Consider the following 22,569-nt stretch of genomic DNA (forward strand, 5'->3'; position numbering starts at 1 on the left):
AATAAATTTAAAAAAAATTAAACTAAAATAATATTTCATATTGCCTAAACCAAATTTTAGAGTCAGTCTATTATCAACATAGGTGCAAAAGTCTTTAATTATAAATTGCTATAGCTAATAAAACAACATATCAGTTAAAAAAACACTGAAAGGAAATATTTAATGTCCGAAAACAAAGCATATATGACTGTAAATGATAAAAAAATAGAATTAGCTGTACGTAAAGGCACCATTGGCCCTGATGTCATTGAGATTGCATCTCTTTATAAACAAGCAGATACCTTTACTTATGATCCTGGTTTCACCTCAACTGCTTCTTGTGAATCAAAAATTACTTATATCGATGGTGATAAGGGGATCTTACTTTATCGTGGTTATTCTATTGACCAGCTTGCTGAAAAAGGAGACTTTCTCGAAAGCTGCTATCTTTTGCTTTATGGAGAACTACCAAACAAACAAGAAAAAACTGATTTTAACCGCTGTATTATGCAACACACAATGGTACATGAACAATTTGCGAGGTTTTTTCACGGTTTTCGTCGTGATTCTCATCCTATGGCTGTTATGGTTGCTTGCCTTGGAGCTATGTCAGCATTCTATCACGATTCCATTGATATTACAGATTCCCAGCAAAGAATGATTGCTTCTATTCGTCTTATTTCCAAAGTGCCAACTCTTGCTGCGATGGTATATAAATATAGCATTGGGCAGCCATTTGTTTATCCGCGAAATGATCTCAGTTACGCCGCAAATTTCCTTCACATGTGCTTTTCTGTTCCTTGCGAGAAATATAAAATTAACCCGGTGCTTGCTCGAGCCATGGACCGAATTTTTACCCTTCATGCAGATCATGAACAAAATGCATCTACATCAACTGTACGTCTTGCTGGTTCATCAGGAGCTAATCCATTTGCATGTATAGCAGCAGGTGTAGCATGCCTTTGGGGACCAGCACATGGTGGTGCTAATGAAACATGTCTAAAAATGCTGCAAGAAATAGGCACTGTTCAAAAAATTCCTGAGTTTATTGCTCGCGCAAAAGATAAAAATGACCGTTTCCGTCTTATGGGTTTTGGTCACCGTGTTTATAAAAATTATGATCCACGTGCGAAAATCATGCAGCAAACCTGCCATGAAGTCTTAAAAGAACTCAATATTCAAGATGATCCACTTCTTGATATCGCTATGGAACTTGAAAAAATTGCTCTAAATGATGAATACTTTATTGAAAAAAAGCTTTATCCTAATGTTGATTTCTATTCTGGTATTACATTAAAAGCCTTAGGCTTCCCAACTGAAATGTTTACTGTTCTCTTTGCATTAGCACGCAGTGTTGGCTGGGTTGCACAATGGAAAGAAATGATTGAAGATCCAGCACAAAAAATTGGTCGTCCACGCCAACTTTATACAGGTCCTGCAGAACGGGAATATATTCCAATGAACAATCGTACAAATTCAAAAAAATAAATCATTCAATAAAGTCTTAATTTATTGTGGCTTTCTTTTTGGTATTTCCTTCAAATTACTACTCTCGTTTTTATTTATTAAGTATAGATATTGATTTTTTCTATTTTTTAAAACATAGAGATATCATATTAAGATTTAAATAAAATCTTTATATTACACTTAACTTTCACTTAGCCACTGCTTAAATTGCTGTGCCAATATGTTGATGTTATTTAGTATTGTCAATAAAAAACAGAAAGATACAAGTTACTTCAGACCATGAAAAGTTATAATTATCTTATTAAAAAAATCATCGTTTTGCTAGCAAATCTACTCTGTCATTATTTTTCTTGTTGATATCTCACCACTCACAAAATTATTTATCGTATTTTCTATGCTTGACATCTTTCTTGCTAAATTCTAGTTGACGACATCAAAAGCATGCTGTCTAGATATAATAAGTGCTTTAACAATTTTCAGAATGTTAAAATATAGCATCATTAATTTAAACAGGTTGAATAATTTAAAATAATTCTTGTATAAAGATAACGAAATATAATTCATATTTTACTTACTATGCACCTTTTTCTTTTGCATATGCTATAATTCCTTAAAACTCATGATTAAAGGCTTCTTATGATTACAATAAAAATAAACACAACTAAATTTTTGTATTTCTTTTAATAAATTTTACAGATTATAAAATCTGTAATGATTTTTATAAAATATGTGATAGCCATAGTATCTTTTTGTGCACTTCATAGGAGAGGATAATGAAATTATTGGCAACAGCCCTTATAATAAGTGCAGCACTATTTGCCCAATTGGCTAATTCTAAAACGTTGAAAATTGCAACTGAAGGCTCCTATCCCCCATTCAGTTATATTGACTCAAATAATAAACTCCATGGTTTTGATATTGATATAACTTATGCACTTTGCAAAAAAATGAAAGTTGAATGTGTCATCACCATTCAAGATTTTGATGGAATTATTCTCGGTCTTCTTGCTCAAAAATATGATGCTATTATCGCGTCCCTATCCCCTACACAAGAGCGACTTAAAAAAATTGACTTCACAGATGCTTACTACAACACAGAATTAGCTGCAATTGTTCCTAAAGATTCACAAATTAAAGAAATCTCAGCGGAAGCATTTAAAGGAAAAAATCTTGGTGTACAATTAAATACGACACAAGCTATATATGCAGAAAATCATTATGCATCTAAAGGAGTAAACATTAAACTTTATCCTACATCAAAAGAAGTAATACGCGATCTGTTAAGTAAACGCCTTGATATTGTTATTCTTGATAAATTACAAATATTAGATTGGTTCAAAAATAAGGGCAAGTACTGTTGCCATTTTTTAGGAAGTATTGAAGGAACTCAACTTCCTATTGCAATTGCTATACGTAAAAATAGTGATGTTCTTAAAAATCAGTTCAATGAAGCCATAAAAGCAATCCGTGCTGACGGAACATATGATAAAATTACTAAAAAATATTTTTCAATTGATATTTATTGAATATAAAATTAATTACAAATTGAGCAGATGATTTATATTTTCAGCAAATAACTACTCAAATCTTTATTAGGAGAATTGGAGATGATTGACAATTTATCATTGCTATCATTTAGCAATGGTGGGTGGGGTATGGTAATACTTTCAAGTGCAGGAATGACATTATCATTAGCTCTGTGCTGTATAATTTTAGGACTTCCTTTAGGACTTCTAAACGCAATAATGATTCAATCCAATATCAAAATAGCTAAAGCTATAGCAACTTTATTTTCATCAATATTTCGTGGACTACCAGAGCTTTTAACATTGTTTTTTGTTTATTATGGCTTACAAAATTTTATTCAAGCTATATTTGATTTCTTAAATCTTGAAATAAGATTTAGTATTAATGCTTTTATTGCTGGTGTTCTTGCTTTCAGCATGGTTTTTGCAGCTTTTTCTTGTGAAGTTTGGCTTGGAGCATTTAAGATTTTTGATAAAAGCCAATATGAAGCAGCTCAAGTTCTAGGTCTCTCACGCTCAACAACATTTTTTCGGATTGTTTTTCCTCAGCTTATCCGCAATGCCTTACCAGGACTTTCTAACAATTGGCTAACTTTGCTAAAAGATACATCTCTTGTTTCAACTATTTCACTTCTTGATCTCATGCGACAAACCAACTTAGCCGCCGCAGCAACCAATGAACCCATACTGTTTTATCTTTTAGCATGCTTACTTTATCTATTATTTTCAGCAGTTTCTTCCACAATCTTACGTTATCTAGAAACATACGCCGAAGTAGGTTATAAAAAGGTATAGATCTAATGATTCCTGAATGGCTCTATTTCATTTTAAATCCCTCACTTTTAAGCTGTTATGGCCTAAAATTGATTGACGGTTTTATTGTCACTTTGAAACTTGTTTCTATTTCTTGTTTAATGGGCCTTCTTCTTGGTATATTAATCACATTCATACGTTTATCAAATAATAAGCCCTTACAGTACTTAGCACGTGCCTATATCTACTTTTTTCGCAGTTCCCCTTTATTAGCACAGCTCTTTCTTTTTTACTATGGACTTGGATCATTGAATATTTTCTGGCAACAAATTGGCTTATGGTGGTTTTTTCAAAATGCATGGTATTGCTGTCTTTTTATTTTTTCTCTTAATTCTGCTGCCTATCAAGCTGAAATCTTTAGAGGAAGCTTGCTAGCAGTAGCGGCTGAACAACGAGAAGCATCAAAAGCTTTAGGACTCAGTCGCTCTATAACATTTTTCAAAATTATTCTTCCACAAGCAATGGTAATAGCATTACGACCCTTAGGAAATGAATTCATTTTAATGACTAAATCTAGTGCTATTGCCTCACTCGTAACTGTCTATGATTTAATGGGTACAACTAAACTGATATACTCACGCACTTTTGATTTCCAAGTTTATGTTTGGGCTGCTATTATTTATCTTATTATCGTTGAGCTTATTCATCGTTTTATAATTTTAATTGAACACTACCTAACCCGATATCTACGTTAGATAAAAATAACCTATAAAAACTTTTCACCCAATCAAGATTTAAATGAATTGATTTATTTATCAATGAAAGAATAAAAAATGAATTCGGAAAATAAAAGTAATAACCCTTCTGACACTGCAAAAAACTTCATTATCTCTATTCGCCATCTAAATAAATGGTATGGGAACTTTCAGGTATTACGTGATATCAATTTAGACGTAGAAATCGGCGAACGTATTGTTATTTGTGGTCCTTCAGGATCAGGAAAATCAACTTTAATTCGTTGTGTTAATCAATTAGAACAAGCACAAGAGGGTTCAATTTGGATCCATAATGTTGATATTAACAATGCTCCCATACAACAACAAAAAAATATCCTACGCACAATAGGAATGCTTTTTCAGAACTTTAATTTATTTCCTCATATGACAGTTATAGAAAATTGTATTTTAGCACCTATAACAGTTCACAAACTTTCCAAACAAAAAGCAACAGAAAAAGCAATTCATTATCTTACACAAGTTGGTGTTGAAAAGCACTGTAATAAATACCCCTTACAACTATCTGGCGGACAAAAACAACGCGTGGCTATAGCACGCGCTCTTTGTATGGAACCAAAAATAATGCTTTTTGATGAACCAACATCAGCACTTGATCCAGAAAGCGTTGGAGAAGTTTTAGAGGTTATGTCTCAACTAGCAAATACCGGAATAACGATGCTTTGCGTTACTCATGAAATGGGCTTTGCTCGCAAAGTTTCAGAAAGAATACTTTTTCTAGAAAATGGAAAAATTATCGAAGATACAGCATCAAGCACATTCTTTACTAATCCTAAAAGCCAACGTGCTCGTGATTTCCTAGCTAAAATCAAACATTAACAATAAACATTATGGTGTTAGTAATTTTAAATGTCCTGATCTTTTCTCAAGAAAGCTTATAACCGTTTGAGCAGCAATGACTCCTGATGATGCATCTGTTTTCATCTTCTTCTCTATTATATCAAAAGAACAAAATTGTGCATGTCGTAATAAATGGTTGTATAAAAGTTGTTCTATCTGTCTTGCTAACATGCCAGGTCGTAAAAATTCATTAAAATATTCTGAAACAACAGGCTTATCAGCAATAATATTTGGAAGAGCAGAACTCCATAGTAATATTTTTGGAAAAAAAAATAATTTAGAAAAATAATCAAGTTTATAGCAAAGTATCATTGGAATTCTTGCCAGTGCCAATTCAAGTGAAACTGTTCCTAACGCCGCAAGTGCAACATTAGCCTCTGCAAAAGCAGACCATTTCGCATCTTCACCAATAACAATATCAACGTCATTTTTCCAATCTTGTATTAAAAGGCGAATTTCATTTATTAAATGCGGCAAAGTTGGTAAAATAACACGCAAATGAGGAATGCGTTGTTTAGCAATCTCTATTGCTTTTCCAAAAATAGGCATCAAATTTCGTATCTCTAAATTCCGTGACCCTGGTAAAACAACAACTGTAGGCTGTGATATTTGTTCATCACGTAAACGTTTTTTCTCCGACTGAACAGCTAAAAGCGGAGGGTAAGTTAAAAGACGATGCCCAACATAGGTTGTGGCTGGCCCTCTCAAATCTTTCATAATCTTTTCTTCAAAAGGAAAAATTGCCAATACATGATCAATAAATTTGCGCATAATTTTAGCACGTTCTGGCCGCCATGCCCAAACAGTTGGCGCAACATATTGAATAATAGGAATAGAAGGTGCTAAAATACGTACTCTTTTTGCAACACGATGAGTAAAATCAGGACTATCAACAATAATTAAACAATCAGGTTGTTCCTGTGCAATGAATTTAGATAAATTACAAATATGCATCAATAATAATGGCAGTTTCTTTAACACTGCCCCTAAACCTATTAAAGCAATATCATTAAAATTAAAAAAGCTTTTTAAGCCTAATGTTTCTAAATGTCTACCTCCAACACCAATCAAACGAATATTGCATCTTGTCTGTTTGGATAAAGAAGAAATTAAATCTGCTCCAAGCAAATCACCAGATTCTTCACCTGCAATAACAGCAATTTTTAAAGAACCATTATTCATTGTCTGTTGTCCTAAATGTTTCTATAAATAAAGAATGTTTGTTAGCTTCTTCTATCGTTTTTTTTAAAGACAATATCAAACTTTTCTTTGCTTCCACTGCAATTCCAGACAATCCAGCTCTGGCAGCATTAATTACTGTTGTAGGGCCAATTGATGGTAAATCTACCCGATGATCTTGTTGTGGTTTTGCACATTTTACAAGAACACCACCTTTCAGTAAAATTTGTTGTCTTTCGCGCATTTCTTGGACTCGCTTTAACATATCATCAGTTCCCTTTGAATCTTCTACAGCAATCACTCGACCATCAATAGCTACAGCTGCTTGTCCAATATCTAATCGACCTAAAAGTCTTGCTGCTTCAACTGCCAAAAGAATATCCGCATTCTGCTTAGGAGTAGCACGTTGCAATGTTAAATTACATTCTATTGGAGCAAGTAAATCTGGAACAACTTCATGAGCACCAACAACACAGAAACCGCGATTCTCAACAATGTTTATAAAGGCTTTTAATAACGTATCATCTCCACTTCTCAATGCCTTAAATAACTTTGATAAAGCCGATAAAGTTGTCCAATTGGGCCGCAATTGCAAAAGAGATGGACGCTTTTTTACACCACCCGCCAAAATAACATTGTGAATTTCAGCTGCTTTTAAAACTTTAAACAGCCGTACCAACTCTACGATTGATAGTTCACAATGCTCATATCTATAAAGTGCCACATCAGCTTCACCACGCAAAAGAACAAGGAAAGGATTTTGTCTACGTTTTTCAAGTTTTTGAGCAACTACAATAGGTAAAACACCATTTCCAGCTATGATGGCAGTTCTACCGGAAAGAGAATTTTTAGTATTAGAACAAACCACTTTTAGTCCTTATTTGAATTTATCATGTCATCTTCAAATTTAGGTGTACAATAAAAACGCTTTCCTTTTTCTTGAATAAAATTAATTACATCAACTACAGATTGCGAAGTATAATATGAAGAAAAAACATCATTGACACGTTCTTTAAAGGGTTTATTACGATCAAAAAGCATAGAAACTGCATGACGCAAAGCATGAATCTCTTTACGCGCAAGACCAGCGCGTTTCATACCAATAATATTTAAACCAGCAAGTTTCGCTTGTACCCCAACAGCCGTTCCATAAGGAATCAAATCCCCAACCAAAGCAGATACACCACCAATAAATGCATGATGTCCAATACGAACAAACTGATGAACAGCAGCACCACCACCAATAATAGCATAATCGCCAACTTTAACATGACCACCGATCATTGCATTATTTGCAAATGTTACATGATTCCCTACACAACAATCATGTGCGACATGCGCATAAGAAAAGAATTGACAATTATCACCAACAATCGTCGTTCCTGAGCTTGAATCAGAACCTCTATGCATCGTGACACCTTCACGAATCATACAGTTTTTACCAATAGAAAGAGTTGTACGCCCTCCTTTATGTTTATTATTCTGTGGGTCTGCGCCCAAAACTGCATGAGGAAATACTTTACTATTCGCACCTAATACTGTCTCACCCATTATTACAACATGACTCATTAGATGACATCCATCACCAATAATAGCTTTTGAACCAATATGACAAAATGGTCCTATTGATACGTTTGTACCAAGTTGTGCACCTTTTTCTACAAAAGCAGTTGGATGGATTTTTGTATCAGACATTCCTAAATCCCTATTATACCATTTGCCTTGATTCAACAATCATTGCAGAAACTTCTGCTTCAGCAACGCGAACATCCTCTACTTTTGCAATACATAAAAAACGCCTAATATTCGACCGCTTCTTTAATAGCTGTACATGAATTTTCAATTGATCACCAGGTAGAACCGGTTTACGAAACTTCGCATTATCAACAGTCATAAGATAAACTAGACCTAATTTCTGATCATTTAAATTTAAAAGTGAAATTGCTCCTGCTGTTTGCGCCATAGCTTCTAAAATCAAAACACCAGGCATAACTGGCTTTTCAGGAAAATGTCCCATAAAATGTGGTTCATTAATTGTTATATTTTTAATACCGATAGCTCTTTGATCACCATCAATTTCAATTATACGATCGACCAATAAAAATGGATAACGATGAGGTAATATTGATAATAATTTATCAATATCGATGGCCCCTAAACTTCTAGTCTCTTTAGTATCGGTCATATCATCTTTTCTCCCTTTTTAATTTCCCGATACTACGCAATGCTGCTACTTCGCGAAACCACTGTTTAAATGGTCGTGCTGGACTACCACCCCACTTTTCCCCATCTGGAATATCATTCATAACACCACTCCCAGCAGCAATCTGAACACATTCACCTATTGTTATATGATCCGCAATCCCAACACTTCCGCCAAGCTGAGACATATCCCCTATAGATGTACTTCCAGCAATTCCACATTGAGCAGCAATAAGACAATAACGACCAATCTTCACATTATGAGCGATCTGCACCAAATTATCAATTTTGCTACCCTCACCAATAATTGTATCATCAAATGTACCGCGATCAATCGTTGTGTTTGCACCAATTTCTACACCGTCTTGAATGATCACACGACCAAGATGTGGAATTTTTTCAACACAAATAGTGCTTCTAACATAACCAAAACCATCCTGCCCAATACAAACACCAGGATAAATATAAACTCTATTGCCTATTAAAGAATACTGAACCGTTACCTTAGGAGCAATATAACAATCACGTCCAATACGACAATTTTCTCCAATGACAGCTGTTGAAGAAATAAGAGTACCCGAACCAATTTCAACATTTCTACCAATAACAGCTCCCGCCTCAACACACACATCATCTTCAAGCTTAGCACTTGAATGAATATGGGCATGCGGCGAAATTTCTTTTTGACCAAACCAAGGTGTTGGCTTAACAGAAGCAGGAAATAAAATACGTCCCACTTGAGCAAAATCACGTTGCGGCGTAGATGTTACCAAAATTGCAATAGACTCAGGCACTTTAAAAACAATATCACTTGTACAAAAGACAGCAACCGCAGAGCTCCCTAATAAAGCATCAGAAAACTTCCGATTCTCTATAAAAACAAGAGAGCCCTCCCCAGCACTTTCAACAGAAGAAAGAGTATTTATAACCGTATTAGAAAACTCTGGATTAAGAAGTTTTGCACCCGTCAACTTTACTACGTCAGCAACCGTCAACCGCCGAGACGGCGTAAAAAAAAATGTATCCGCCATCAAAACACTTTCTCTCCCAGTCTAATGTAATTTCCCTTAAAGTTCACCCTCCTAGAGAAAATCCAAATTAGAATTTGGTAGAAATACCAAAGTTCAGATTTTGAACATTATCGCCTTCCTGCTTAGTTAGCGGCCAAGCATAATCAAAACGAAGCGGACCAAATGGAGATTCCCACATTAAACTAATACCCGCAGATGTACGCCATGAACTATGAGTATTTGTAACCGGCGTTTCATCTTTCAGAACAGGCTTATAATTATTGCCATAAAGTGTTGCAGCATCTAAAAATACAGCACCACGGAATCCTAAACTTTCAGGAACAATAGGTATAGGAAACTGCATTTCAGCAGTTCCATTCATATATGTTGTACCACCTAAGAAATACATTTCACCCATCTGAGAAATCTGACGCGGCCCTATTCCGTTATATTTAAAACCTCGAATCATATCATTGTTGCTTTTAAACATATCAAAAATGCGAAGACCATTACCACCTATTCCATATATATAACCCGCACCGATAGAAAACAAACCTACAACATCCATTCGATCAGAGAGTGTCTTGTACATCATCGCCTTACCAGTTGTCTTCAGGAATTGCGCATCTCCACCAAGCCCTGCATATTCCTGAAGAAGGCGCGCATATATACCATCATGTGGGTTCCTCATATCATCGATAGAATTATAAGTTAAACCATAACTAATAGATGAACGATGCCAAGGACTATTCTTGGCAGCCTGAACAATCGCACCAGAATATTTTCTGTACAATTCTTTTATGACTTCATCATCGGTTAAGTCATATTTTTCACCAAAATCATATTCTTCCTGGACGTAAGAATAAGCTAAATTAGCAGATAATTGATCATTAATTGGTAACCCAAATCGAAGTGAACCACCTGTTTGCCGCACATCATATGCTTTATCAGCAAGATAAGTACTGCGGAAAATATCAAGACCCGCAGATGAACGATAACCTAAAAAATAAGGATCAACAAATGACAAATTATAATTACGAGACTTTTCTTGACCAGCTCCTATCCCTAAACGTACATATTGACCACGTCCCCCAAGGTTACGTTCAGTGACAGATACTTCAAGGGACATACCTGGACTTGTACCACCTGTTGTATATCCTCCAGAGAAAGAAAGATCTCCTGTCGGAACTTCTACTACATCTATAACCAATGTAACCTGATCAGATTGATTCGTCGGGACCATTGAAATATTAACTGTTTTAAAAAAGCCTAAAGATTCTAGTCGACGTTTTGCACGCTGAACGAGTGTTTGATTGTAAGCATCACCTTCATTTAAATCAAGTTCACGCCGAATAACATAATCACGAGTCTTTTCATTACCGCGTATCTCAATTCTTTGAACATAGGCTCGAGGACCTTGCTCAATGTTGTAAATAATTGAAATTGTGTGATTTTTAAAATTGCGATCTCCCCTTGGATCAACCTTAGCAAAGGCATACCCAGAATCAGCAACCTTATTGTTAATAAGTGCAACAGATTGCTCAACATGTTCCGCATTATAAACATCACTTGTATGGGTTTTAATCACCTGTTTCAAAGACTGAGTATCAATCCCATCAATATCACTTTCAATCCGAATATCACCAATTTTATAGCATGCCCCTTCATCAAGAATGAAATGAATTTTATAAGCATTACTGTTTTCATCATAAACTGCCTTAGATGAAACAATGCGAAAATCGGCATAACCACGATTATAATAAAAACGGCGAAGAGCTTCTTCATCAGCAGCTAGACGATCCTCTGTATAAACATCACCCTTCATCAATAACGAGAATATTCCTGAAGGCTTTGTGAAAATCACATCACGCAAACGCTGTGCTCCAAATGTTTTATTTCCTTGAAAAGTAATGTCGGCAATTTTCGTTCTTGAGCCTTCAACAATATTGAAAACCACATTTACACGCCCTCTGCCTAGATTAATAGTTTGAACTCTAACAGAGACATTATTGCGACCAACAGTCTTATAAGCTTCACGAATTATTTTTACGTCAGCCGTAAGCTTATCAGAACTGAAAGCTTCATTTTGCTTCAGAGTAATGAAACGTTTAAGATCAGGATCTTTAAATGTTTTATTTCCTTGAAATAGGACCTGATTAACAACTTCATATTCTTTAACAGCTACAACAAGCTTATTGCCTACCTGATTTATTTTAACATCATAAAACAAGCCTAGTTCAAAAAGACGTTTTACTTCAGCATCAATATCAGTTTCAGAAACATCTCTCCCGGCTTTAATTCTCATATTATCTCTAATGGTTTGAGTACCCACATATTTATTACCACGAACTTCAATAGAATGAACAATTGATGCCTGTGTTTCCTTAACAATTGCAATTGACATAACAGCTGCTGCTGGAACAACTGCAACCATAGCTAGCACCAATGCAGATGCTGCGTTTAAAAGTCTTGAATTCGCGGTCATAAGCCTCTTCACCTTAATACTCTGTTATTCCTAAACACGTACCCAACAAGCTAAGTTACAAACTCCTTATTAGGAACCACTTTATGTACTTACTTACTATTTACAACTCATTCTGCCACAATATTTTGTAGATATAGTAAACAACTTCTTAATTTTCACTATTACTCAATTTGTAAAATATTTCTCATAATTAATAGCTAAACCAACAAAAATAATCATTAAATAGCGCAAAAATCATAAACAAGATGATAATAAAAAATCCTGTGCGAAAAACAATTTCCTGAATTTTAACCGGAACTGGCTTACCAATTATAACTTCGATAATATAAAACAATAAATGCCCACCATCAAGCGGTGGAATTGGAAAAAGATTAATAAGACCAATACAAACCGAAAAAAAAGCTGTAAAATATAACATAGAGGTAAAACCTGCTTCACTAATCTTCCAAGCAATTTTAAAAGTTTTAGAAGGACCACTTAACTGGCAATGATCTTCTTGCCCACCTATTAAACGGCTAAAAAAAGAAATTATTTGGGTAATAATCCATGTCGTACGCTTTAATGACTCTTCTATTGATTCTAGCCAATTATAATGAATGTGTTTCTTATAAGCTTGATCTAAATGTTCAGGATTATCTTGTTTAACAGGAGCTCTCACACCAATCATACCACTCCGAATTTGATTGCCAAATCCATCATCTCGCTTGATTACTGTAGGTGTAATAACCACCTTTAAAATCTGCCCCATACGTTCTACTTTAAATTCTATAGGATCTCCACCATGCAAAGCTACATAAGCTATTAAATCTCCAAAACTTTCAATCCGTTTACCATCCATTTCAACAAAACGATCGCCTGGTATTAAACCTGCTTGAATGGCAGGAGAATCTTTTTCTAGATAGCCAACAACGGGTTCAACAACTAAACGGCCATGAAAAAAGAAAAAAAATGTTAAAACAACAATAGCAAAGAGGCCATTAAATAAAGGACCTGCAAAAACAGTCATTGCTCTTTTCCAAGCATGAGCTCCCATAAATGAGCCATGAACCAATAAATATGGTTTTGACGATGGCATTATTCTATCACCATCTTCAACAAATTTTACGTATCCCCCTAATAAAAACAGCCCTAAACGCCACTGTGTGCCGCGTTTATCTTTATAATTCAGCAAATTTGGTCCAAATCCAATTGAAAAAACGGATGCTTGAATACCACACCATCGCCCAATAAGATAATGTCCCATCTCATGTACAAAAACGATAACTATAATAGTGAAAAAAACACTTAAGCCTCTTAAAAATAGATCACTTACATTGAGTATGTGATTTAAAAATTCCAAAATACCCTCTCTCAATAAAATTATATAGAAAAGACTAAAGGTTTATTCATATCAAACATAAACGAGCCAATTATATAAAGAAGAAAAGTAGCACAAACTAACCCATCCATACGATCCATAAATCCACCATGTCCAGGTAATAAAAAACCAGAATCTTTAACGGAAAATCGCCTTTTTAACCATGATTGTCCCAAATCACCTATCTGTGAAACAATGGATAAAATCAAAGCAAGTAAGAATACAAAATAATCCACTGCACTGATACCAAAAACATAAACAACTAATACGCCACTAGAAAGCCCCATAAGCGTACCAACAATCGCCCCTACCCATGTTTTATTAGGAGAAAATCGTGGTGCTAATTTGGGACCACCAAATGCACGACCACTAAAATATGCAGCAATATCTGTAGTCCAGACTATCGCAAATAAAAAAATTACTCCCCAAAAACCTAATAGATCATATCCTCGTAAAAAAGATAGAGCAATTACTGGAAAAGATGCATATACAAATCCTCCAGAAATCCAACCAACATTCCTAATAGATGTAAGAGCTAATAATAATGCTAAAACCATTATAACACAAAAAATTAATAGAGCAGATGTACTGAAAACTAAAAAGGAACCAAAAACAAAATAAAAAATACCCGCTAATACTTTTTGTAAAACATTCCACTTTTCTTCAGTAATATTAATCCACTCATAAAGGATAAAACAACCAATAGCCCACGTAAACAAAAAAAATAAAATTCCACCACACCATGTTAAATATAAAGCAATAGTGCCAAAAACAATAGATGTTAGAATGCGAGACATAAGATTAGACAAAACAATCTCCGAACAATAATAAAAAGGAGCACAAGATTAAGAAACAATACCCTAAATCGCTATATGATATTTTATACTCCTACTTTTTTAAAGCTTTTTTAGTAATTATAATAAAATTCGATACAAAAAATGTCACTCACAAAACCAATAACCATTTATCAATAATTTCAGAAACTCACTTATCAAAATCTGAAAAATAGAAAGAAAATACAGTTCAAAATGTGTTGCCTACCGTAAAAAGAAAATTAAAAACAACTACTCACCACTTATGTAAATAATTAAATCCGAAATTGACTTTCATCTCGCATGAAGAATATTTTACCATAACAACCATAATAACCTACTCAAAAATGAAGAAATTATCAAAAACAATTATGCAAAATAAACAACACTACTCGCTCTTCTCATTTATAAAATGACGCTCTAATAATTTAATAATATGATATTCTTTTTCCAAATATAAAATTTAAACTTGCATAATTTCAGTTTCTTTCAAAACTAAACTTTTATCAATCTCAGCTATAATTTCATTTGTAAGCTTCTGGACTTTCTCAGACAAGCTACGCGCTTCATCTTGTCCAATTTCTCCTTCTTTTTCTAACTTCTTTAAATTATCCATACCATCACGACGAACATGACGAATAGAAATACGAGCTTGTTCTGCATATTGATGCGCAATTTTTACCAATTCTTTTCGGCGTTCTTCATTTAATGAAGGTAAAGGAATACGCAAATTTATACCATCAGTAATAGGATTTAAACCAAGACCAGAATCACGAATAGCACGCTCAACAACCCCTATCATTGTTTTATCCCACACAGATACTGAAAGCATCCGTGATTCCGGAACAGAAATATTGGCAACTTGATTTATAGGAACAACAGAACCATAAGCCTCAACTGTCAAGTGTTCTAAAAAACTAGCCGATGCTCTCCCAGTCCGCAAACTACTTAATTCGTGTTTAAAAGAAGAAATAGCACCTTCCATGCGACGTTTTAGATCATCCATAATTAGTTTTATATCCATATGTCTGTTTCCCTTCATCGTATTTTGATAATCACCTTTATTCTGATACTATTGTAAATCGTCCCTCTCCATTCAATACCTTAGCCAAACCACCTTTTTCATGAATAGAATATACAATAATGGGTACATTATTTTCACGCGCTAAAGTAACAGCTGTCGTATCCATAACAGATAACCCCAACCGCAAAATCTCAACATGCGTTAATTGATCAAAACGCTTAGCCATAGGATCTATTTTAGGATCTGCAGAATAAATGCCATCTACTTGTGTTCCTTTCAACAGCACATCTGCACCTATTTCTGCTGCACGCAAAGTAGCAGCGGAATCAGTGGTAAAAAACGGATTACCCGTACCACCCGCAAAAATGACAACTTTTCCCTGATTCATGTAGCCTATTGCTTTGCGCTGTGAAAAACTTTCACAAATTTGTGGCATAGCAACTGCTGATAACACAACTGCTCCAATGTTCAATTTTGTCAATGATGTCCGTAATGCCAAAGAATTAATAGCGGTTGCAAGCATTCCCATATGATCACCAGTGACACGGTCGCCACCACGTGAAGCAACAGCAACTCCACGAAAAATATTACCCCCACCTATAACAATAGCAACCTCTACACCCATTGCTCGTACTTCAGCGATATCAGTAGCAATACGATCTGCAACCGAAACATCAATGCCGAAACTTTGTCCTCCCATAAGTGCTTCACCAGACACTTTCAATAAGACACGTTTATATCGAAGAGCTAATGTCATTGATAATCTCCCAAAAAGCATTTGTACTTTTTGTCTTCGATACACTAAGGGCATCACCTTGTCACGTGATACCCCTTAAAATAGTCATATTATTTATATCAACGTTATTAAGCGTTCTATAATTACAAATTTTTATCAAAATTCGTAAAAATAACTAGCTTTTTGCTACAGCAGAAACCTCTGCAGCAAAATCGGATTCTTCTTTCGCCACACCTTCACCCAACGCAAAACGAATAAAACCAGTGATTTCTACCGGTGCACCAATAGACTTTTCAGCATTCTTCAAAGCAGACTCAACAGTAATATCAGGATTCATAACAAAAGATTGAGAAAGTAAAACAACTTCTTCATAAAATTTGCGCATACGCCCTTCCACCATTTTCTCAATGATATTTTCAGGCTTTCCAGATTGACGTGCCTGATCTGAAAAAATCGATTTTTCTCGCTCAGCAACATCAGCATCAACATCTTTCGCTGTTAACGCTAACGGATTAGTTGCGGCAATATGCATAGCAACTTGACGACCAAAAGCTGATGCTGCTTCTTTATTCCCAGAAGTCTCAATAGCAACTAAAACACCAAGTTTACCAAGACCATCCGCGACAGCATTATGTATATAAGTGGCAACAACACCATCTTTAACAGCTAATTTAGCTGAACGACGAAATGTCATATTCTCGCCGATTGTACCAATCGCATCCTTAATAACTGTCTCTACAGTCTCTTTAGAACCTGGATAAATAGATTCAGAAACAGACTCGACGTTTCCCTTCGTATCTAAAGCAGCAATTGCGACATTACGAACTATCTCTTGAAATGCACTGTTACGAGCAACAAAATCTGTTTCAGAATTAACTTCAACCAAAACAGCACTTAAACCTTTTGATACAACACCAATTAATCCTTCAGCTGCTGTACGGCCAGCCTTTTTATCTGCTTTAGCTATTCCTTTTTTACGTAGCCAATCAACCGCAGCCTCCATATCACCATTGGTTTCTGCCAAAGCTGCTTTACAGTCCATCATACCAGCACCTGATAATTCTCGAAGTTCTTTTACTTGTGCAGCAGTAATGCTCATATTTTCCTCTTCATTTCTAACAATAACGAAAGCACACATAGAAAAAACTCTGCACGCTCAAAACAATTCCCCTAGAAAACAAATACCTTAGTAGAAGTTTTTAAATTATTCTTCAGCAACAATAGCAACTGAGTCTTCCAAAACAGGCTCTACAGGCACATCAACCTGAGCTCCTAAATCAACTCCCATCGCACCTTGTTGACGAGCAATTCCATCAAGAGCTGCACGAGCAATAAGATCACAATAAAAAGAAACTGCACGTGAAGCATCATCATTACCCGGAATTGGATAATCAATATTATCCGGATCACAATTAGTATCAACAATAGCAACAACCGGAATATCTAAACGCTTCGCTTCTTGGATAGCAATATTCTCCTTATTTGTATCAATGATAAACATAAGATCTGGCACAGATCCCATATCTTTAATACCACCAAGTGCACGATTAAGTTTTTCACGATCACGCTCAAGTTTCAAACGTTCTTTTTTAGTAAAGCCCTGCACATCAGAAGCAAGAGTTTTATCCAATTTACGCAAACGATGTATGGAATTAGAAATAGTTTTCCAGTTTGTTAACATACCACCAAGCCAACGAGCATTAACATAGTATTGAGCAGAATGATTAGCTGCATCAGCAACAATATCAGATGCCTGCCGTTTAGTGCCAACGAATAGAACACGCCCTCCACGCGCAACTGTATCCGAAACAGCCTTAAGTGCTTGATGTAAAAGCGGAACAGTTTGAGAGAGATCAATAATATGAATATTATTACGCTGACCATAGATATAGGGAGCCATCTTTGGATTCCAGCGATGTGTCTGGTGACCAAAATGTACGCCCGCTTCTAAAAGCTGGCGCATAGTAAAGTCTGGTAATGCCATAATTTCATCCTTTCCGGTTTGACCTCCGCGGAAAAAGTAAACAACCTTACTACCGGTGGACATTTGCTAGAATTGCTTCACAAACACCCAAAAATCCGCGTGTGGAATGGTATGACCATACTAACATTTAATTTTTTTTCAAGTCATTTTCTGCACATCATTTAATGTTTGCAATTATCCAGATCGTTTTTTGTGTCGAAAAATTGAAGACTCTTCAATTTTGAACGTATTGAAAAATCTCCATAATCTATAAAAATATCATTCATCACACCATTTTCGTATAGATTAAAACTCGAACGATAAATAGGTAAACCCTCTTTATTTTTTGTATCATCAAAATGAGAAACTATGATAGGCCAATAGCCATTTTTATTTATTTTTTTCAATTCCTTCATCTCGGAATCAGGTACAGTTCTCCTCTTTTCTCCAATAACAAAACTTTCTTTTACTACTCTATCTGCACCATTTTCCCCATTAAATAAAGTTGAGTTATAAAAATTATGACCAGCTTTTGCTTGCCGAATAATATTTTTCAGCAGTGTAATTGGAAAATCAGCTTTCGCAAGTTTATACACATTCTCTTTTGGCTTCTTTAATTTAACTAAAATCTCATCTTTAGTACGTTCAGCAATCCCTTCGGTGTTATTTGCAATATTCTGCCCAATTGTATTTTTTATATTAAAGTGGAATTTATTGCCATCATCTGTTTCATAAACTTTTACCTCCTGGCTTATTAAACGAACCGGCATATCTTCAGTATAAATGCGATTAATAAAACTGACACGTGTTGTATATCCCTGACATGTGGAACCCATGAATTCATGAACCATGCGCCCAGATATTCCAACAATTGTCATTTTACGAGAAACATTATCCAAATGAAAATCATAAACTGCTCGATGAGGAACCAGAAAAATAAGTTCTTCAGCTCTTACAGAACATAAAAAAATAATATAAAAAACTATTGTAAACAAAAACCTAATCATTGTTAACTTCCAGTTTTATCTCATAATTAACTACATAATCAAAAATACGAAAGATTTATACATTTTATTAACGAATTATTAACAAAAAGAATTCCCATTAAATAAAATTACGTGATGAGATATTATACAATAATTATGGGGTTAAAATATGGCTGAATTAGTCAAAAATCGTCTAGAAAAATTTAACATTATCATTCCTGAACCATCGCAACCTATTGCAAATTATACAACAGTATCACAAAATGGTAACCAACTTTTTATCTCTGGTCAGCTACCAATTTTAAATGGAAAACCAGTAGCAATTGGAAAAGTTGGTACAACTGTTAACATTGAACAAGCTCAAAAATCAGCACAAGCATGCGCCATCAATATTCTTGCACAAATAAAAAAAGCTCTTGGTGATTTAAATAAAATAAAAAAAGTGATAAAAATCACTGTTTTTATAGCAGCAGATCCTAACTTTACCGATATTTCTATTGTTGCTAATGGAGCCTCTGATTTATTCGTAAATATCCTTGGCGAAGCTGGAAAACACGCTCGCTCTACTATTGGGGTTACTGCTCTTCCCATGAATGTCCCAGTAGAAGTTGAAGCTATTATAGAAATCTAATCTCTTAACCAATACCAAAATAAAGAAAAATTAATTCATACTCTATAAGTTTTCATATTCTTTTGCTTTAAAAGATCAAAATACTATAACATCAATGCTGCTTCTGGATTAGTCATGCTATAAAAGGAAACGACTCATGCGACAAGTTTATGATAATAATAACATTTTTGCTCAATTAATTCGTAATGAAATTCCATCTATTCGAGTCTATGAAAATAAAGATGTTATTGCATTTATGGATATCATGCCTCAAGCGCAAGGTCATACATTAGTTATTCCTCGAAAAAGTTGTAGAAATCTATTGGATGCAGATCCTGAAATATTATCTCCAGTTATTAAAGCCGTCCAAAAAATTGCCAAAGCAGTAAAAAAAGCTTTTGAAGCGGATGGAGTAACAATTATGCAATTCAACGAAGCAGCTAGCAAACAAACAATTTACCATCTTCATTTCCATATTATACCTCGTATGGAAGGATTAGAGCTCAATGCTCATAATGATATAATAGTATCTACAGAAATACTTGAAGAAAATGCAAAAAAAATTCGAGCAGCTCTTTAAACTATCCTTAATTTATAGAACTTTTTCTAATACATCTTCTTACAGAAATAGAAGTACTATGGACTTTGCCTAACTTTAGGGAGTAAACATTACTAGAAAATGAAATTTTAGCTGCAGTTTCCTTTTTCTTCCACTTAATTTAGAGTAATAATGCTGATTATATTATCATTTTGCAATTTGCTGAATAGAATTTTATCTTATGAAATTTTGGTACAGATCATCGATTAATTGTTTATGATTATTATTATCACAATATATTTATATTTTATAAGTTATATTTATATTTTATAAGTTTAATTATTTTACAACATCTGAGGCACAAACTTAGTTATCATGATTAAAATATACAGCAATACAGCAATCCATTTTCTTATCATTATGGCCTGTTAATTTACCATAATCCATCACCTGCAATAAAACACTAAATATCTTTGGATGAAACTTCTCAATTTCATCTAACAATACAATTGCGTGAGAATTCTGAGTAAAAGCATCTGTAAAAAGACCACAAGGACACGATACAGTTTAAACGTTTAAACCTTTAAGATGTTGATGTGCTGTCATATATATAGTAACATTACACTTACTTCTCCCTAATTTTTGCCTTTTTCATAATGTCTATAGTATAGAGAGGGTTGATATTTTATTTTTCACTATTATAATCTTGGCTGTCTGACCTACTCATTATCAAAGTTGAGATTATAACTATCTTAATATGATACACGTAGTATAAAAGTTTCCCCTTATGGTTAGATTCTCTATACTTAGATTAAATCGGATGTGAAAACTCATAAAATGATACTTATAAATAAATTAGTAACATCATTCGTCTAAGTTATACAAAACGAACTAAAATAAAAAAGATATTAATAAAAATTTCTTGGCATAAATAGGATATTATACAAGTGTATACTAACTGGCGAAAAATTGTGCGTTGCTATAAAAAAGTAGTAATCGCTCTTGTTGTTTTAGTTATTTCTTATTCTTCGGTAGCAGCCACTCCTAAAGAGGCTCATCCAGATAAATATGCAGCTATCGTTATAGATGCAAATACAGGAAAGACATTATTTCAAGCTAATGCGACTCTGAAGCGTTATCCTGCTTCTCTAACAAAAATGATGACACTATATATGGTCTTTGAAGCTATTAAAAACCGTCGTATAACACCAAATGCGCCCATTCCCATTTCTAATTATGCAGCGACACGCCCACCAACAAAAATCGGTATTAAGGCAGGACAAACAATTTCTGTAGAATCTGCTGCCAAAGCCATTATTACAAAATCAGCAAATGATGTAGCTACTGCTATTGGTGAATATCTTGGTGGAAGCGAAAAAAAATTTGCTCAAATGATGACAGTAAAAGCACGCAAACTCGGTATGAAAAATACTCGTTTTGCTAATGCCTCAGGTCTCCCAGATACACGTAATTATTCTACAGCACAAGACATGGCTACTTTAGCATTAGCATTACGCCAGCATTTTCCAGAACAATATAAACTATTTAAAATGACACATTTTAGGTTTCGTGGACAGACAATTAATAGCCACAATACATTAATCAAAACAATAAAAGGTGTTGATGGAATTAAAACAGGCTATACACAAATGTCAGGCTCTAATTTAGCAACATCAATGCGTATCGATGGACGTTCTATTGTCGCTGTCGTTATGGGAGGAAAATCATCTACCACACGTGACATTCATATGGCTAGTTTATTGAAACAATATTTACCAAAAGCAAGTCGCACAAAAACTGATGAACGTTTGGTAGCTACTACCCACTATAAACTACCCACTGGATCTGCAACGCCTATACCGATTATAAAAAACAATTTAATTAATTCTGATGATGAAATTTCTAGCCTTTTAACAGCACTGGCAGAACAGCCTAACAATTTTAATACAGCTATAGCCGCTGTAAACCAAGTCATTATACCAATTCCTAATCCTCACAAAACTGAAATTGTTAAGGTGAATAAAATTATTTCTGCTTCTTTACCTAACAACAGTGGATGGGCTGTACAAATCGGCTCTCTTCCTAATGAAGAGCAAGCGAAAACTCTGCTTTCAAAAGCAAAGAGAATCGCCCGTTCCAATTTAAAACATGCATCGCCCCATATGCAACTCTTTGAAAGAGATGGGCATCATTATTATCGTGCCCGATTTATTGGCTTTTTATCAAAAAAAACTGCATTTAACACTTGTGTTACTTTGAAGAAAGCAAATTTTAACTGCTATACTGTAGCTTATTAAAAATTTTTGAA

General features: G+C 34.5%; 21 protein-coding genes and 1 pseudogene. 8 read left to right on the forward strand and 14 right to left on the reverse strand.

What is annotated here, in order from left to right:
* Positions 1–162 precede the first annotated feature (162 nt).
* The 5 genes from gltA to BJB63x_RS03485 all read left to right on the forward strand — a co-directional run bounded on the left by gltA (position 163) and on the right by BJB63x_RS03485 (position 5,338).
* Positions 163–1,467 (forward strand): citrate synthase, encoded by a 1,305-nt coding sequence (gltA, locus tag BJB63x_RS03465; protein ID WP_078719017.1) that lies wholly within the window; start codon positions 163–165, stop codon positions 1,465–1,467.
* 752 nt (positions 1,468–2,219) lie between these two features.
* A complete protein-coding gene (locus BJB63x_RS03470; protein ID WP_078719018.1) occupies positions 2,220–2,972 on the forward strand; it encodes a transporter substrate-binding domain-containing protein in 753 nt (250 codons plus the stop codon).
* Positions 2,973–3,053: 81 nt separating this feature from the next.
* On the forward strand, positions 3,054–3,767 hold the full coding sequence (locus BJB63x_RS03475; RefSeq protein WP_078719019.1) for an ABC transporter permease: 714 nt from the start codon (positions 3,054–3,056) through the stop codon (positions 3,765–3,767).
* Positions 3,768–3,772: 5 nt separating this feature from the next.
* Entirely contained in the window at positions 3,773–4,480 is a 708-nt protein-coding gene (locus BJB63x_RS03480; RefSeq protein ID WP_078719020.1) for an ABC transporter permease, read from the forward strand.
* Positions 4,481–4,558: 78 nt separating this feature from the next.
* Positions 4,559–5,338, forward strand: a complete 780-nt coding sequence (locus BJB63x_RS03485) for an amino acid ABC transporter ATP-binding protein (RefSeq protein ID WP_078719021.1) — start codon at positions 4,559–4,561, stop codon at positions 5,336–5,338.
* A 9-nt stretch (positions 5,339–5,347) separates the two neighbouring features.
* Here the strand turns inward: BJB63x_RS03485 and lpxB are convergent, their stop codons facing one another.
* From lpxB to BJB63x_RS03550, 13 genes are all read right to left on the reverse strand, one after another.
* Positions 5,348–6,541 (reverse strand): lipid-A-disaccharide synthase, encoded by a 1,194-nt coding sequence (gene lpxB / locus BJB63x_RS03490; RefSeq protein ID WP_078719022.1) that lies wholly within the window; start codon positions 6,539–6,541, stop codon positions 5,348–5,350.
* Positions 6,534–7,406, reverse strand: coding sequence for an LpxI family protein (locus BJB63x_RS03495; RefSeq protein ID WP_078719023.1), 873 nt, complete (start codon positions 7,404–7,406; stop codon positions 6,534–6,536). Before BJB63x_RS03495 ends, lpxB begins: the two co-directional genes overlap by 8 nt.
* A 2-nt stretch (positions 7,407–7,408) precedes the next feature.
* Positions 7,409–8,233 carry an acyl-ACP--UDP-N-acetylglucosamine O-acyltransferase gene (gene lpxA / locus BJB63x_RS03500; protein WP_078719024.1) on the reverse strand — a complete coding sequence of 275 codons (825 nt, stop codon included), beginning with the start codon at positions 8,231–8,233 and terminating at the stop codon, positions 7,409–7,411.
* 13 nt (positions 8,234–8,246) lie between these two features.
* Positions 8,247–8,723, reverse strand: coding sequence for a 3-hydroxyacyl-ACP dehydratase FabZ (fabZ, locus tag BJB63x_RS03505; RefSeq protein ID WP_078719025.1), 477 nt, complete (start codon positions 8,721–8,723; stop codon positions 8,247–8,249).
* Position 8,724: 1 nt separating this feature from the next.
* On the reverse strand, positions 8,725–9,771 hold the full coding sequence (gene lpxD / locus BJB63x_RS03510) for a UDP-3-O-(3-hydroxymyristoyl)glucosamine N-acyltransferase (RefSeq protein ID WP_078719026.1): 1,047 nt from the start codon (positions 9,769–9,771) through the stop codon (positions 8,725–8,727).
* Positions 9,772–9,838: 67 nt separating this feature from the next.
* Positions 9,839–12,235 carry an outer membrane protein assembly factor BamA gene (bamA, locus tag BJB63x_RS03515; RefSeq protein ID WP_078719027.1) on the reverse strand — a complete coding sequence of 799 codons (2,397 nt, stop codon included), beginning with the start codon at positions 12,233–12,235 and terminating at the stop codon, positions 9,839–9,841.
* Positions 12,236–12,425: 190 nt separating this feature from the next.
* Positions 12,426–13,574 carry an RIP metalloprotease RseP gene (gene rseP, locus BJB63x_RS03520; protein ID WP_078719028.1) on the reverse strand — a complete coding sequence of 383 codons (1,149 nt, stop codon included), beginning with the start codon at positions 13,572–13,574 and terminating at the stop codon, positions 12,426–12,428.
* 20 nt (positions 13,575–13,594) lie between these two features.
* Complete coding sequence (locus BJB63x_RS03525) at positions 13,595–14,401, reverse strand: phosphatidate cytidylyltransferase (protein WP_078719029.1); 807 nt, start codon at positions 14,399–14,401, stop codon at positions 13,595–13,597.
* Positions 14,402–14,867: 466 nt separating this feature from the next.
* On the reverse strand, positions 14,868–15,428 hold the full coding sequence (frr, locus tag BJB63x_RS03530; RefSeq protein ID WP_078719030.1) for a ribosome recycling factor: 561 nt from the start codon (positions 15,426–15,428) through the stop codon (positions 14,868–14,870).
* A 37-nt stretch (positions 15,429–15,465) separates the two neighbouring features.
* The gene (gene pyrH, locus BJB63x_RS03535) at positions 15,466–16,185 is read right to left on the reverse strand and encodes a UMP kinase (protein ID WP_078719031.1); all 720 of its coding nucleotides are present in this window, start codon (positions 16,183–16,185) and stop codon (positions 15,466–15,468) included.
* A 154-nt stretch (positions 16,186–16,339) separates the two neighbouring features.
* Positions 16,340–17,263 carry a translation elongation factor Ts gene (gene tsf, locus BJB63x_RS03540; RefSeq protein ID WP_078719535.1) on the reverse strand — a complete coding sequence of 308 codons (924 nt, stop codon included), beginning with the start codon at positions 17,261–17,263 and terminating at the stop codon, positions 16,340–16,342.
* A gap of 105 nt (positions 17,264–17,368) precedes the next feature.
* Positions 17,369–18,148, reverse strand: a complete 780-nt coding sequence (gene rpsB, locus BJB63x_RS03545) for a 30S ribosomal protein S2 (RefSeq protein WP_078719536.1) — start codon at positions 18,146–18,148, stop codon at positions 17,369–17,371.
* A 161-nt stretch (positions 18,149–18,309) separates the two neighbouring features.
* Entirely contained in the window at positions 18,310–19,134 is an 825-nt protein-coding gene (locus BJB63x_RS03550) for an EipB family protein (RefSeq protein WP_078719032.1), read from the reverse strand.
* A gap of 148 nt (positions 19,135–19,282) precedes the next feature.
* Between BJB63x_RS03550 and BJB63x_RS03555 the strand changes: the two genes are divergently transcribed.
* Positions 19,283–19,744, forward strand: a complete 462-nt coding sequence (locus BJB63x_RS03555) for a RidA family protein (RefSeq protein ID WP_078719033.1) — start codon at positions 19,283–19,285, stop codon at positions 19,742–19,744.
* 136 nt (positions 19,745–19,880) lie between these two features.
* Positions 19,881–20,303, forward strand: coding sequence for an HIT family protein (locus tag BJB63x_RS03560; protein WP_078719034.1), 423 nt, complete (start codon positions 19,881–19,883; stop codon positions 20,301–20,303).
* 360 nt (positions 20,304–20,663) lie between these two features.
* Here the strand turns inward: BJB63x_RS03560 and BJB63x_RS03565 are convergent.
* A pseudogene (locus BJB63x_RS03565) lies at positions 20,664–20,810 on the reverse strand (AAA family ATPase); the annotation flags it as partial.
* Positions 20,811–21,208: 398 nt separating this feature from the next.
* On the opposite strand from BJB63x_RS03565, the gene BJB63x_RS03570 reads away from it, so the two are divergent.
* Positions 21,209–22,558 carry a D-alanyl-D-alanine carboxypeptidase gene (locus BJB63x_RS03570; RefSeq protein ID WP_078719036.1) on the forward strand — a complete coding sequence of 450 codons (1,350 nt, stop codon included), beginning with the start codon at positions 21,209–21,211 and terminating at the stop codon, positions 22,556–22,558.
* Positions 22,559–22,569: the final 11 nt, after the last annotated feature.

The sequence above is a fragment of the Bartonella sp. JB63 genome, assembly GCF_002022665.1.
In the GTDB taxonomy this organism is placed as follows: domain Bacteria; phylum Pseudomonadota; class Alphaproteobacteria; order Rhizobiales; family Rhizobiaceae; genus Bartonella.